The 14,262-nt window shown below is 37.4% G+C and carries 11 protein-coding genes; 5 read left to right on the forward strand and 6 right to left on the reverse strand.

Going from position 1 to position 14,262, the window contains the following annotated elements:
• Window positions 1-43: 43 nt before the first annotated feature.
• The 5 genes from L659_RS0113815 to L659_RS0113835 all read left to right on the forward strand — a co-directional run bounded on the left by L659_RS0113815 (window position 44) and on the right by L659_RS0113835 (window position 5,243).
• Entirely contained in the window at window positions 44-1,498 is a 1,455-nt protein-coding gene (locus L659_RS0113815; RefSeq protein ID WP_007585223.1) for a circularly permuted type 2 ATP-grasp protein, read from the forward strand.
• A gap of 1 nt (window position 1,499) precedes the next feature.
• Window positions 1,500-2,435: an alpha-E domain-containing protein gene (locus tag L659_RS0113820; protein WP_024590934.1), complete on the forward strand. Its 936-nt coding sequence runs from the start codon at window positions 1,500-1,502 to the stop codon at window positions 2,433-2,435.
• Between the two features lie 118 nt (window positions 2,436-2,553).
• Window positions 2,554-3,207 carry an MOSC domain-containing protein gene (locus L659_RS0113825; RefSeq protein ID WP_024590935.1) on the forward strand — a complete coding sequence of 218 codons (654 nt, stop codon included), beginning with the start codon at window positions 2,554-2,556 and terminating at the stop codon, window positions 3,205-3,207.
• A gap of 135 nt (window positions 3,208-3,342) precedes the next feature.
• On the forward strand, window positions 3,343-4,797 hold the full coding sequence (locus tag L659_RS0113830; RefSeq protein ID WP_024590936.1) for a sensor histidine kinase: 1,455 nt from the start codon (window positions 3,343-3,345) through the stop codon (window positions 4,795-4,797).
• On the forward strand, window positions 4,794-5,243 hold the full coding sequence (locus L659_RS0113835) for a response regulator (RefSeq protein ID WP_024590937.1): 450 nt from the start codon (window positions 4,794-4,796) through the stop codon (window positions 5,241-5,243). Before L659_RS0113830 ends, L659_RS0113835 begins: the two co-directional genes overlap by 4 nt.
• A gap of 152 nt (window positions 5,244-5,395) precedes the next feature.
• On the opposite strand, the gene L659_RS0113840 is transcribed toward L659_RS0113835, so the two are convergent.
• From L659_RS0113840 to nirB, 6 genes are all read right to left on the reverse strand, one after another.
• Window positions 5,396-7,114: a two-component system response regulator gene (locus tag L659_RS0113840; RefSeq protein WP_024590938.1), complete on the reverse strand. Its 1,719-nt coding sequence runs from the start codon at window positions 7,112-7,114 to the stop codon at window positions 5,396-5,398.
• A 58-nt stretch (window positions 7,115-7,172) separates the two neighbouring features.
• Window positions 7,173-8,363: a sensor histidine kinase gene (locus tag L659_RS0113845; protein ID WP_024590939.1), complete on the reverse strand. Its 1,191-nt coding sequence runs from the start codon at window positions 8,361-8,363 to the stop codon at window positions 7,173-7,175.
• Between the two features lie 278 nt (window positions 8,364-8,641).
• Entirely contained in the window at window positions 8,642-9,904 is a 1,263-nt protein-coding gene (locus tag L659_RS0113850) for a nitrate- and nitrite sensing domain-containing protein (protein ID WP_024590940.1), read from the reverse strand.
• Between the two features lie 273 nt (window positions 9,905-10,177).
• Window positions 10,178-11,041, reverse strand: a complete 864-nt coding sequence (cobA, locus tag L659_RS0113855) for a uroporphyrinogen-III C-methyltransferase (RefSeq protein ID WP_024590941.1) — start codon at window positions 11,039-11,041, stop codon at window positions 10,178-10,180.
• A 9-nt stretch (window positions 11,042-11,050) separates the two neighbouring features.
• Window positions 11,051-11,404: a nitrite reductase small subunit NirD gene (gene nirD / locus L659_RS0113860; RefSeq protein WP_024590942.1), complete on the reverse strand. Its 354-nt coding sequence runs from the start codon at window positions 11,402-11,404 to the stop codon at window positions 11,051-11,053.
• Window positions 11,391-13,964 carry a nitrite reductase large subunit NirB gene (nirB, locus tag L659_RS0113865; RefSeq protein ID WP_024590943.1) on the reverse strand — a complete coding sequence of 858 codons (2,574 nt, stop codon included), beginning with the start codon at window positions 13,962-13,964 and terminating at the stop codon, window positions 11,391-11,393. Before nirB ends, nirD begins: the two co-directional genes overlap by 14 nt.
• Between the last annotated feature and the right edge of the window lie 298 nt (window positions 13,965-14,262).

A 14,262-nucleotide genomic window follows, 5' to 3' on the forward strand; every position in this document is an offset into this window, starting at 1 on the left:
TTTAACTACGTCATATATGATGATGGATAAGGTGAAAGAGTGTATGAAAATTGATTGGAAAGCGTACCAAACAAAAGGTTTCTTTGATGAATTAATTGATGCACAAGGAAACGTTAGATCGCATGGAACACAATTAGCACAATTTTTTGCTAATTTATCAGCAGAAGAATTAGTAAAAGCCAGAGCGGTTGCTGATTTAGCAATTAAAGAAATGGGTATTACTTTCACGGTTTACAACGAAGGTAATATGATTGATAGAGCCTGGCCGTTTGATATTATCCCTCGAACTATTGGTAAAAAAGAATGGCAAAGCGTAGAGGTTGGTTTAAAGCAACGTGTTGAAGCGCTTAACCTTTTTATAGATGATTTATACCACGACCAAAAAATAATAAAAGATGGTGTTTTTCCAAAAGGGTTACTAGAAAAATCAGTTAACTTTCGCCAGCAATGCGTGGGAATAAACCCGCCAAATAAGATATGGGCGCATATTTGTGGCTCAGATTTAGTACGCGATGGTAGCGGTACAATGTATGTGCTTGAGGATAACCTGCGTGTTCCTTCTGGTGTATCTTATATGCTTGAAAATCGCTCTGTAATGAAGCGTGTATTCCCTGAATTATTTGAGCAAGTATCGATTTTACCTGTTGATGATTACCCTTCACAATTATTTGATATGCTAGCGGCAATGTCGCCTCGTCCACAAGATAAACCAGAAGTCGTGGTACTTACTCCTGGGGTGTTTAACTCCGCTTATTTTGAGCATTGTTACCTTGCCCAAGAAATGGGTTGCGAACTGGTAGAAGGGCGCGATTTAGTTGTTGAAAAAGATGACTGTGTATACATGAGAACAATCACAGGGCTACAACGAGTTGATGTTATTTATCGTCGTATAGATGATTTGTTTTTAGACCCAGAAGCCTTTTTACCAGAATCCCAACTTGGCGTTCCTGGATTAATGCGTGCTTGGTCTAAAGGTAATGTTGCTTTGGTTAATGCACCAGGCGCAGGTGTTGCTGATGACAAAGTAGTTTACGCCTATGTACCTGAGATGATTAAGTACTACTTAGGCGAGGAAGCTAAACTTGCTAATGTCCCAACGTTCAAATGTTTAGACCCGAAAGAATGCGACCATGTGATTAAAAATATCGATAAGCTTGTTGTTAAACCAGCAAATGAATCTGGCGGATATGGATTATTAATTGGTCCTAAATCGACTAAAAAAGAACAAGAAGCGTGTATTGCTCAAATTAAAGCGGACCCACGAAACTGGGTAGCTCAACCAACATTAGATTTATCAACAGTACCAACATTTGATGGTAATAAACCAGATGGTCGACATACCGATTTAAGACCGTTTATTTTATCATCAGGTAAAGATACGCAAGTTACCACTGGCGGATTAACGCGTGTTGCTATGGTTAAAGGCTCTTTGGTGGTTAATTCATCACAAGGTGGTGGCAGTAAAGATACTTGGATTGTTGACGAAGAGGCTAAATAATATGTTATCAAGAGTAGGCGAAACTTTATATTGGGTATCTCGATACATTGAGCGCGCGGAAAATGTAGCTCGTTTAATCAACGTTAACAATTTACTGATGATGGACTTACCCAAAGGCGTATGTACCGGCTGGGAGCCATTAATTGATATTATTGGTGTGCGTAAAGCGTATTCAGAAAACCATACTGATTTTACTGAACAAAAAGCATTAAGGTATTTACTTGTTGGTAGTGATAACAGCTCGTCAATTTTAAACTCTATTACTTCGGCACGAGAAAGCGCGCGTACAATCCGCGATGTAATTCCTCGAGATGTATGGGAAGAAATTAACTCTCTGTATTATTATGTAAAAGATAATCAAAAAGAAGGGATAACAAAGCGCGGACGTTTTGATTATTTAAAAAAGATTATAGATTCAGCCCATCAAATATTTGGGGCGTTAGATGCCACAATTAATCATGATCAGGGCTACGTTTTTATCCGCTTTGGTTCGATTATAGAGCGCGCAGACATGACATCGCGAATTTTAGATATTCGCTCTGCTACGTTAATTACTAATGAAGAAAAAGTAAAACCGTTTGATAATATTCAGTGGATCAGTTTATTGCGCTCATTAAGTGCTTATCAAATGTATCGCCAAGAAATGGGCGTTAGAGTACAGCGTGCAGATGTAATAGAATTTGTGATGCACAGCAAAGTATTCCCTCGGTCAATTTTATTTTGCATGAATGAATTAAAAGCATTGGTTTTACCTTTGCCAAACTCAACAGAAATTATTAAATCAATTGATGATGCAATTATTGAGTTAGAAAATAAAGACGTACGAGTACTTAAAAATGGTCTGTTGCATGACTTTATCGATGAAATACAAATAGACTTAGCTGGAATACATAATGGACTGGCCGAAACGTATTTTTTAAAGCAAGCAGAACAATAAAAAATGTATATTTTAAAATGACTGCTTAGCTTTAAGCGGTCATTTTTGCTTTAATTTATTTATAATAATTTTAAAATCTTCATAATTAATCTCCACTTTCCCAGCCGTTGGTATCGCAGTGAAAATAATCTCGACTAATATCTCTAAAATTAAAACTCTTATCCACAATGGTAAAGAGGTGAAAACGGGAATATTCAAAACCCCAACTAACGAACCTGTAGTGATTGAAAAGCTAAACATTATAGGTGATGAGCAAGCTGATTTAGTTAATCACGGCGGGGTAGATAAAGCGGTATATGCTTTTTCGCACAATCATTATGAGTATTGGCAGAAGACTCTTGAAAACGAGAACTTAAGTAGCGGTGTATTTGGCGAAAACTTCACGATTTCTGACCTTGATGAAGCGAATATACACATAGGTGACCATATTCGAATTGGTACTGCACTGCTTGAAGTAAGCCAGCCTCGTGTGCCTTGTTTTAAATTAGCTATCGCCCTTAATAATAAAAACAGCCTTAAACTGTTTACGCAGCATTACTGCACTGGCGTGTATTTTAGGGTACTAGAGCAGGGCGTTGCAAAAACGGGTGATAGTGTTGTTATCGAGAAGAAAGCCTCGCACGACATATCAGTTAAAAAACTGTTTCAGGCATTTTTTGATAAAAAATATGTAGGTTATGAAGACATACTTTTAGAAGCATTAACTTTGCCAGAGCTTGCTGTAGAGTGGCAAGAAAAGCTAAAGAAGAAGCTTGCTATTAAAAGTGAATAAAGTTAAATATAAATTGTTATTTATAGAGCATCTAGTAAAAAAGATAAAATCTGCTATACCTAAGGTTATAAATACTATACTTAATATAGTGTTACGCAAAAACTATTGGGTTAGTAGCTAAAATAGGTGTCGTATATGAATATCTCCAGAAAATTGATGCTTATTGTGATTTTAACTGCAGCAGAGGTAAGCATTACTGTTTATTCAGCTTTTGAAATCGCTAAAGGGGCTAAGTTTCACCAACTTAATTTTCTTCACTTAAAATATACACATCAACTTACCAAGTCAGTTAAAAAAATAGAAAACAATATCCCCATAGATATAAATACCATTGAGTCAGATATATTGTCAATTAGGCAGCAACCGATTGAATGTATTGAAGAAATAAACCCATTAAATTATGCTGTTATGAAATTTATTAACACAGAGCAAACTTTAACAATTTGTGAAAACGATATAGAAATTGCGGATAAAGCACTATTGTCAGTTATTCAATATAATAAAGGTGAACTCAGCAGAGATGATTTTTTATTAAACCTTAATGTTGCACTTGATAGCTTTAACAAACACTCTGAGATGTTTGAAGAACCAATCAGAAAAACAGTATCGTTTATACTAATGACGTTAATTCCACTTGTTATAATCATATCTTTTATTAATATTCTTTTTATAAGTTATCTTTCTCGCACAATATCCAGCTCTATTCGAAATCTAACTGTACTTTTATCAAGTAAGCCCGAAAGCAATATTAATCTAGACGATGAACTTGATATAAAAACGTCGGGTGAATTAAAAGCACTCGTTATCGCGGCCAGGCAGCGGGTCAAAAATGATCTTTTAAATATTGAAAACAGTATTGAACTCAAAGAGATTATAAATAGCCAAACAGCTTCCCTGCAGCAAGCAAATGACGAACTTGCACAGTTTGCTTATCGAGCTTCTCATGACCTGAAATCACCGCTGTCAGGGGCTAAATCCTTAGCGAATTTTGTTATCGAAGATATAAAAGCGGGAGACACAGAGGAGGCAAGCCGAAATGCACTGGTTATTTATCAACAAATGGAAAAGTTAGAAACACTTGTTGTTGATATTTTATTGTTAGCCAAAGCTGAAATTGGTAATGAGGATAGAGATGTAATTGACTTTAATCAGTTAATTATTGATATGAAAGAACGACTGTCTTGGCTCATGAAAGATAATCCTTGTACGCTCGAAACAACAATTAATCTATCAGTACCTATAAGGTCTGAAAAAGCACGTTTTGCACAAATCATTGAAAATTTAATATCAAACGGGTTGAAGTATTACGACAGAAATAAAGACTCGCCTTATGTCCGCTGTGATATTTTCAATGAGCAAGAGACGTTTTTTATTACTGTTACAGATAACGGAATGGGAATACCACAAAAGCATCAAAGTGAAGTGTTTGATATGTTCAAGCGATTCCATGCACAGACGAGCACAGGCTCTGGTTTAGGGATGGCGTTGGTTAAAAAACATATTGAGTACTTAAGCGGAGAAATATCACTGCAAAGCTCTGATGAAGGTACAGCGTTTAAAATAATAATACCAATGGATAAGCTAACATGACAAAAATTAAACCCCCTATATTAATTGTCGATGACAATGAAGTTGACCGGTATATTCTTAAAAGATTAATTAAAGAGGCTGAATTAGATCTTACAATTTTTGAAAAAAAAGATGGCCAGGAAGCATTAGAATTTCTCGAGAATTATGAAGCTAACAGAAAAGAGTACCCTGATGGATTTCCTCCAATACTCATATTTTTGGACATCAATATGCCAAGAGTCAATGGTATTCAGTTTTTAGAAGCGTTTTCTAAACTGAGGAAGATGATAGAAATCAGCTCTTGTGTGGTTATGATGTTTAGCTCATCAGAAAGAGAAGAAGAAAAAAAGATTATAATGTCACACGATTTTGTTAAAGGTTACCTTGTAAAAGGAAGTTTTCAGGCAGCAGAGTTAAAAGAAAAAGTATTGGCTGTCATCGGTCAGCATTTGGAAAAACACAGCTGATTTGCATGTGTTTTAGGTTTTAACCCGCTAGGCGGTGCAAATTGGAGAACCTTTAGTTTGAGTATGTGGCACAAACCAAAGGTTTTAGCTTAATTTTATACAGGTGTTTGATTTAAGCTTCAATTTTACAAAGGCTCAAAATAACCTATTTATTAAAGGCTTATTTTTTTACAATAGTCATCGAGCAGCAAATTAATTTCGTTTACAGGCATAGGCTTTGAAAAGAGAAAACCTTGTAAGTAGTCTATATTTAATTTTTTACATAGCTGATGCTGGGTTTCAGTTTCGATTCCTTCAGCTACCACAGAAAAATCTAGTTTTTTCAGCATTAAAGATAAGCTCTCGATTATTTTTAATCGCTTATTATTTTCTCCACTTAACGATTGCATGCTTTTGTCTAATTTTACTATATCAATAGGGTAGGAAATAAGGTGAGATATGGATGAGTAACCCATACCAAAATCGTCCAAAGCAATTCTAAACCCTTTGTTAGACAAATAGGTTAATATCTCAATCACTTCTTTACTGTTTTCCATAAAAGCTGTTTCTGTTATTTCTAGAATAATACTACTGGTTTTTAAATTGTATTTTTCGACTGTCTCTAATAGATACGTTTGTAAAACTTCTCTTTGCAACTGTATCGGTGAAATATTAATAGATAGAGTTAACGGCGTTTGGTAGTCTTTCTGCCACAAAGATAACTGCTTTAAAGCGCTCGCAATTATCCATTTTCCAAGGGGGGCTATTAATCGGCACTCTTCAGCAATAGGAATAAACTCATCGGGGGTATAATTAACGGTTGTATCTGGCCAACGGATCAGGGCTTCGACACCTGTCATTATTTGTGTTTTTGAACAGTAAACAGGTTGATAAAATAGCCTAAAGTTTTTTTCCTCTATGTGCTCTTTTATACTATTTTGAATATCTACCCGACGACTAAACTCATATTGATATTGCTCTTTGTAAAAGCTTATTCTACTTTTACCACTTTGCTTTGAGCGATACATTGCAATGTCAGCGCATTTTAGCAGTTCATGCGATTCAGTCGCATCATTTGGGTATAAGGCACTTCCTATACTAACACTGCAATTTAAAGTTCTGCCTTCATGCAAAAAGGGTTTAGAAACTTCAGCTAATATTCTATTTGCTATCATACCTATTTGATTAATGTTGCAAATCCCACCTATTATAACTGCAAATTCATCGCCTCCTAACCGTGCAAATCCTTCATTTTGCCTCAGGCAACTATGAATTCTTTCTACTGTTTGTATTAAAATTTCGTCGCCGACACTATGGCCAAGCGTATCATTAATATTTTTGAAGTTATCTAAATCTAAAGCAAGTAACGCCACGCAGTTTTTAGCACGTTTATTGTTAGCTATCATTACTTTTAGTATTTCTTCAAAATGATATCGATTAGACAAACCAGTAAGCTGATCCCGTTCTGCCATATGCTTTACAGCAAGATAACTGTTGTGAATACGTTGTTCTGCTTCGAAGCGTTTTTTGGCATATATAAGCGCTTTATTTAAACTATCCCTCGTTATATCACCTTTTGGTAAAAAGTCTTGAGCGCCGGCTTCTATACACTCAATAGCCAAAGCTGAATTTTCTGAGGAGCTAATCATGATAATTGCGGTGTTACCGAGTTTAGGCTTTGCACGCATTTCAATTAGCATTTCAATGCCATCTTCTTTAGGCATATTATAATCGAGTAGTATTATATCAAAGTGCTTGTTTTCAATGGCTTTCAAGCCCTCGGATACGCACGTTACCTCGGTAATGTCATGATGATGAGATCCATCAGAAATAAGCATTTTTTTAATTAATTTGCGATCAACTAAGTCATCATCAACAATTAAAATATTCATAAGTTCCTTCTAAGAGCAGCATCTACATGATGCTCGTTTATAATTGATAATTTCATAGTTAAACTTTGGGCCAAAAAATAGTGAATGTACTGCCAAGTTTCCCATCGGAGGCTACTTCAATTTTGCCTCCATAATTAATAATGAGCTTATTGGCAATACAGAGTCCAATGCCGCTCCCTTCAACATCATCTCGAGATTGCAATGTCTGAAATAACTTAAATATGAGTGAAAAATACTTAGGGTCAATTCCAGGGCCATTATCTTTTATTTCAATAATGTAATATTGATTAGAGGGGATAAGTGAAATGTCGATAACCGGGTGCTCTTTATTGTTATGTTTTATTGCATTACTAATAAGATTTTGAAAAACAGTTTTAAAAGGGAGCAGCGGTATATCGAGCACTTCGTTCTTGGCGTGTATGTAAACAGTGACAGTTTGTGGAACTTCCAAAATTTGTTCTACATTTTGGTAAATACTTTCTAAAGATATGTTTGCACGAGTTGAATCACAGCCATTTATTCTCGAGTAGCTTAGTAAATCTTCTAGTAGTACTTGCATTCTATTAGCTCGGCTGAGCACAAGCTGAAAGTTTTCTAGGTGCTCCTGAGGGAGTAAATCTTTGCAATCATCATAAACCCACTCTAATAAACGTTTTATAGCATTTAATGGTGACTTTAGATCGTGTGAAGCAATACTGGTAAATTCATCAAGTTCATCGCTCATTTTTTGTAATTTTTTGATTAGGCGATCTTTTTCAGTTTCGTCTTCTTTTAGCTCGCTAATTGTTGAGTGAAACTTAGAGCTGTTTATTTTATCTAATGAATTTTTACGTTGGACTAACTGATTAACAAAGTTTTTTTGTAAACTATTTAAGATTAATTGTTCTTTTTCGGTAAGTAGTGAATCACTTGCTCGCTCGAATACCAACCATCCAAACTTAAGGTTTGAGGGCAAAATAATAGGTGATACCACTCTAAATATTTTAGGATCATGCTCGATAATCGATTCATTAAAAACGTCATCAGATAGTTGCTCTTTAGCTACTGTTATTTTTGGACCTGATTTATATAGCTCGACAGCACGTTGAGGCAGGTTAGCAACAATAGAGATTGAGCTTGCATCAAAAATGTTTAAAATTAGCTCAGCAAAGCTTTTTAAGCTTGTTTGAATGTCATTATCAAGAGAAGTCGTTAATTGCTGCTCATCTATTAATGATACACCTTCTAAATAACTCTCTACATTGGGCATTCAAACTCCTACAACAGTATTAAATAAATATGCCTCATTAAAATGAGATGCAACAAATGATTAACTTATTGTAGTTGATTATTTTGAATGTGTTGAATTATTCACTTTATAAATTAACGCCAAATTAAAGCCTTACCTTATTATAGTCAGTAGCTTATGAATCTATTTTAAATAAGGTCAAACTAAGTCTGATCGTGAAGTTTATAACTGAATAAATAAGTATTATGTAGAGTAGTGTTCTTACTAAAGAGCAACATGCCCTAGTAAAAACAGCATATTTAATCGCTCATTTGTACAATTGTTTGCGCTACGCTAAATAAGGTTTTATGTGTATCCATTGCTTGTTTTTGTAGCTGTTTATGGGCTTGCTCTTCAGTGAGTTTTAACTGTTCAATAAGTATATATTTGGCTTGGTGAATTACCTTTTGCTCACTAATTACTTTTTTAGCGTCAAGTAACGCTTGGTTTATTTGTTTAATATGTTGGCTTTGCTCGATAATTAAATCGTACATACTTTTATTACTATTGAGCTTATCGGCCGCTATGTTTTGGCTTACTTCTGGCTCTGGTTGCTTAACGGCTAATTGGCCAAAAGTAGGGGCTATTTGTTGCTCTACCATATTGTTAAGTACCTGCTTATTTGTATTTAAGCTACGTTGAGCACAGGCTATTTGCATTGCTGCGGTATCAATTAACTGATCTGCTATATTTTGTTCAATTTTGTGCATTATATCTATGCGCGTAGTGGTTACTTCATACCATACTTCGCTCAGTTGTGAGAGCGGTTGAGCGTTCTCGTCATCGAGCTTTTGCAGTAAACTTCTAAGTTGCTCTACCTGATTATTAACCTGATGCGTTGTTAGTGTGCCAAAACATTTTAAAAGGTGCGCATCGGCGTACTCATTAAAAAAGTCAAAGCTGTGGTTTTGTTCTTGTACAAAATGCGCGAGTTGTTGTTTTTGCTCTGTGGTAAATTTACTCGCTGCAAATGCTTGTGCACCACAGGCACGCTCTTGTCCTGCGTATTCTTTACCTTGCATAAAGTTAAAAAAGGCAACTAATAAGCGCGTTATTTTGGGATCGCTTGCGCCATCTGCTGCCTCTAAAATAATATTGAGTAAACTAGCAATTAACTGAGTGAATGACTGCGTAGCATGTACCGCACTAATGTTTTGTTGTGCTATTTGCTTGCGCAATACCGGTAATGCATCGAGTGCTTGTAAGCTGTAGGTAATTAAATTAAATAACCGAGTATGGCCAGTATCGGCGTTGTCGTTTATAAATGTTTGTTTAAGAGAATCATAAAATGCAGTTTGTGCGCTGTCGCTTAAAGGGATTTGTTCTTGTAATTGGGTTTTAAATCGCTCTCGATTTGAGGCCAAAAATATATTACTCATTGCGCGTTCTTTTTGTAACTGATGTACAAAATCGCCTAATTTAGTAAGCGAGGCACAACTATTTTGTAATTGCTTTAGCGCGTGTATTTCTTGATATTTAGCCGCTAATAAAAACTGTTTTGTGAGAGGATTGCTTGTCGCCATAGGTATTATTCCACACTTTTTTGTTTTTAAAGTGCAACCACTGTTCCAATCATTAATAAGTTTCATCATTGAATTTAAAATCAAGCTAATACAATTGCTTAAAGTGTTGTTTTTGTTTGTCACTGTGTTTCTATAATTTAAATTACCATTACTTTTAACTTATTTGGTGCATTTAAACATGTTATTGCACACAACTTGAACCCAAATTAAAAACAAAAAAGCGCCTACTCCTGGGGAGGTAGTAAGCGCGAAAAGTGCATTATTCATTTTGTATCATGCGTTAACATTTACACTGTTTAATAACTCAGGGCTAATTGCCATTTTATGATTTATTACTTCGCCAATCATAATTAGGGTAGGGCCTTGAAGGTTGTGTTTAGCATGCTCATTTACTATTTTCTCAAGCGTACTGGTAATTACTTTTTGCTTAGTGGTAGTGGCATTCTCTATTAGTGCAATGGGTGTATTACTTGGCCAGCCCACTGATTGCAAACCGCAGCTTAGCGTTTGTAAGCGCGAAAGTCCCATATAAACCACTAAAGTGGGGTTGTTGTTTGCAGGCATAAACGCGTAATTTTGCCAATGAGGTTGCTTGTTAAGATCGGCAAACTGCGCCGTTAAAAATGTAACACTACGCGCTACATCGCGTGCAGTGAGCGGAATACCCGTATAAGCAGAAGTAGCACAAGCCGTTGTAACACCCGGAATAATAGCAAAATTAATATTATGCTTGGTAAGTGCATCGGCTTCTTCGTTAATACGTGCAAATATACTCGGATCACCGCCTTTTAAACGCACTACGTTTAAGCCTTGTTGCGCGTATTTAACCAGTAGTTCGCAAATGTTAGCTTGGGTCATCGAATGCTTACCAGCACGTTTACCTACAAATACACGCTGCGCTTTTTTAGGAAGCGTTTTTAATAAATCATCGCTTACTAACCAATCGTATAAAACAACATCGGCGGTATTAATTAAACGCTGCGCTTTTACCGTAATTAGCTCTGCGTCTCCTGGGCCCGCACCAATTATATAAACGTTGCCGCTTTTAGCACTGCGATCATTTGAGCTTGTTAGCTTAGTAACAAGCTTATTTAGCCACACGTTTTCAATACCCGAAAAATAAGACAGTACACTCATAATATTCCCCTAAGCCACAGCTGTTGTAACTTTTGGTTCAGAGCTTATAAATACACTGCCGTCTTCAATTTTTGCATTAAAAACCGGTAAGTGTATTGCTTCTGCTTCTAAACATTCGCCTGTTTCTAGGCAAAAGTGTTGCTTATATAAAGGCGATGCGACAACTAATTTATTGTCGGTTGAGCCAATAATGCCACGCGATAATACATTGGCTTTGCCAATCGGGTCGTAGTTGCTAATGGCAAACACAGCCATTGGATTTTGTGGAATGTAAAAAATAGCCACTTGCTGATTATTAACTAATGCGCATACGCCGCTATTAGCTACTAGGTTGTCGATTGTTCCAATATTATGCCAAGACATCAGCTTGCTCCTCTTCAACTTCCATTACTGGAATACGGTTTTGTGTATTACGTTGCTCACGCTTTTCGGCTTCTGTAGCAGGGCGGATTTGGTTACGCTCTTGCACAAACAAAATGTTGTCGTCGGTTTCGGGGCTATTAATAAACTGGCGGAATCGTTTGGCTGCATCTGGGCTTTCAATCGCTTTTTTCCACTCACAGGCATAGGTTTGTGTAATTAATTCCATTTGCGCTTCTAGCTCGTCGCAAATGCCTAAGCTGTCGTCAATGACTACGCTTTTAAGGTAGTCTAAACCGCCTTCAAGATTTTCCATCCATACCGACGTACGTTGTAATTTGTCAGCTGTTTTTATGTAAAACATAATCACGCGGTCAATGTATTTGATCAGTGTTGGCGTGTCTAAATCGGTCGCAAATAAATCAGCATGGCGAGGGCGCATACCGCCATTACCACACACGTATAAGTTCCAGCCGTTTTCGGTAGCTATAATGCCAATATCTTTACTTTGTGCTTCGGCGCATTCACGGGTACAACCCGATACCGCCATTTTAAATTTATGCGGCGCACGTAACCCTTTGTAGCGGTTTTCTATTTCTATTGCGTGTCCAACGCTGTCTTGCACACCATAACGACACCACGTACTACCCACACACGATTTAACGGTTCTAAGAGACTTACCATAGGCATGACCGGTCTCAAATCCGGCTTCTATAAGTCGCTCCCAAATAACAGGAAGCTCTTCTAAGCGCGCACCAAACAAATCAATACGTTGACCGCCAGTGACTTTGCAGTACAGGTTAAAGTCTTTTGCTACTTGTCCAATTACAATGAGTTTGTCGGGTGTTATTTCGCCACCAGCAATACGTGGTACTACAGAGTACGAACCATCTTTTTGCATGTTTGCTAGGTACGTATCGTTAGTATCTTGCAAGCCAACATGAGCGGGCTCTAAAATGAAGTCGTTCCATGTTGAGGCTAAAATAGAGCCAATGGCAGGTTTACATATTTCACAGCCATGACCGCTGCCGTGTTTAGCTAGTAAGCCATCAAAGCTTTTAATGCTTTCTACTTTTACCATGTGCAGTAGTTCTTGGCGTGAATACGCAAAGTGCTCACATACATGGTTGTTAACTTCAACACCGCGGCTTGCTAATTCGTTATCAACAACAGATTTCAATAACGCAGCACAACCACCACAGCCGCTTGCTGCTTTAGTGCATGATTTCACCGATGCTAAATCGCATGAGCCGCCATCAATCGCACCTACAATGTCGCCTTTACTCACATTGTGACACGAACAAATAGTGGCTGTGTCGGGTAGGGCACTGCCCGATAACGACGGCGCGCCGCCGCTATCTGGTAAAATTAAACACTCAGGGTTTTCTGGTAAGTCCATGTCGTTAAGCATGTACTGTAATAAAGTATCGTAGTCGCTGGTATCGCCAACAAGTACAGCGCCCAGTAATTTGTCGCCTTTTTCACTTAGTATGATTTTTTTATAACAGCCGCGAATAGCGTCTTGGTATATAAGTTCTTTACAGTCTGGCGTTTTTGCATGAGCGTCGCCAATTGAGCCTACTTCTACGCCTAACAACTTAAGTTTAGTGCTCATGTCGGCACCTAAAAACTCAAGCTCGCCACCACTTAATTGGCTCGCTGCAACGCGCGCCATGTTGTAACCCGGTGCTACTAAGCCAAATAGTTTTTTGTCCCACAGGGCACATTCACCAATGGCTAAAATATCAGGATCTGACGTTTGGCATTGGTTATTAATAATAATACCGCCGCGCTCACCGAGTTCTAAATCAGCAATTTTGCCTAGTTGGTCGTACGGGCGAATACCGGCAGAGAACAAAATCAGATCTGTTTCTAAAAATGATTCGTCCGAAAAATTTAATCTAAAGCGACTGGTTTCGCCTTTTACTATTTCGCTGGTTGCTTTTGATATGTGTACTGTTACGCCAAGTTTTTCTATTTTATTTTTTAGTAGCGTACCGCCTTGTCCATCAAGTTGAACAGCCATAAGTTGTGGTGCAAATTCAACTACGTGGGTATCAAGCCCTAGTTGCTTGATGGCATTTGCGGCTTCAAGCCCCAACAAACCTCCGCCAATAACAACACCGCTTTTACTTACAGCGGCACTGGCTTTTATTTGTTCTAAATCTTCTAATGTGCGATACACCAAACAATGGGGTTGGTCGTTACCTTTTATAGGCGGCACAAACGGAAACGAACCTGTAGCGAGTATAAGTTTGTCGTATGGGTATTGCTCACCGGTTAATGTGGTCACTATTTTTGCTGATCTATCAATGCCTTCAACCCACTGGCTGGTATGCACATTAATATTAAGCTGTTTGTAGTTGTCGTGAGTTGTTAGTGCTAAATCGGCGGCGGTTTTGCCATCAAATACACTTGATAAGTACACGCGATCGTATGCAAGATTTGCTTCTCCGCAAAGTACAGTAATGTCTGCGTTGGCATCGCTTTGGCGCATTTGCTCAACAAAGTGGTGTCCGACCATACCATTACCAATAATGAGTATTTTTTGCGAGGTTTGCATAGGGCATTCCTTAAAGTGACGGTTTAAATACAATTAACAAAAAAGCCCGCCACAAATACGCAATATGCATAACTGTGTGCGGGCTTCTTTGCCGATGGTTGCTAATAGCTATTGTGCTCACAACCTAAATTTTTGCCGTAAGTAAAACGGGCTTGTTAATAGAATGTTTGCAAAAATACAGCCAATTTTTTAAGTTATTGTTTAAATAGTATTTAATGTATTTTTAGAGTGAGAATAAAACCTATTTTGTTATATGTTGGTGCGCGCATGGCACTAAGAGGGTGCAAGTATTGTCATT

The organism is Pseudoalteromonas sp. S8-8, from assembly GCF_000497875.1.
Taxonomy (GTDB): Bacteria; Pseudomonadota; Gammaproteobacteria; order Enterobacterales; family Alteromonadaceae; genus Pseudoalteromonas; species Pseudoalteromonas arctica.

Coding starts and splice junctions, on each gene's coding strand:
- L659_RS0113835 (WP_024590937.1), top strand. CDS start 4,794: ATGACAAAAATTAAACCCCCTATATTAATTGTCGATGACAATGAAGTT.
- L659_RS0113850 (WP_024590940.1), bottom strand. CDS start 9,904: ATGGCGACAAGCAATCCTCTCACAAAACAGTTTTTATTAGCGGCTAAA.
- L659_RS0113845 (WP_024590939.1), bottom strand. CDS start 8,363: ATGCCCAATGTAGAGAGTTATTTAGAAGGTGTATCATTAATAGATGAG.
- nirD (WP_024590942.1), bottom strand. CDS start 11,404: ATGTCTTGGCATAATATTGGAACAATCGACAACCTAGTAGCTAATAGC.
- cobA (WP_024590941.1), bottom strand. CDS start 11,041: ATGAGTGTACTGTCTTATTTTTCGGGTATTGAAAACGTGTGGCTAAAT.
- L659_RS0113815 (WP_007585223.1), top strand. CDS start 44: ATGAAAATTGATTGGAAAGCGTACCAAACAAAAGGTTTCTTTGATGAA.
- nirB (WP_024590943.1), bottom strand. CDS start 13,964: ATGCAAACCTCGCAAAAAATACTCATTATTGGTAATGGTATGGTCGGA.
- L659_RS0113830 (WP_024590936.1), top strand. CDS start 3,343: ATGAATATCTCCAGAAAATTGATGCTTATTGTGATTTTAACTGCAGCA.
- L659_RS0113820 (WP_024590934.1), top strand. CDS start 1,500: ATGTTATCAAGAGTAGGCGAAACTTTATATTGGGTATCTCGATACATT.
- L659_RS0113840 (WP_024590938.1), bottom strand. CDS start 7,114: ATGAATATTTTAATTGTTGATGATGACTTAGTTGATCGCAAATTAATT.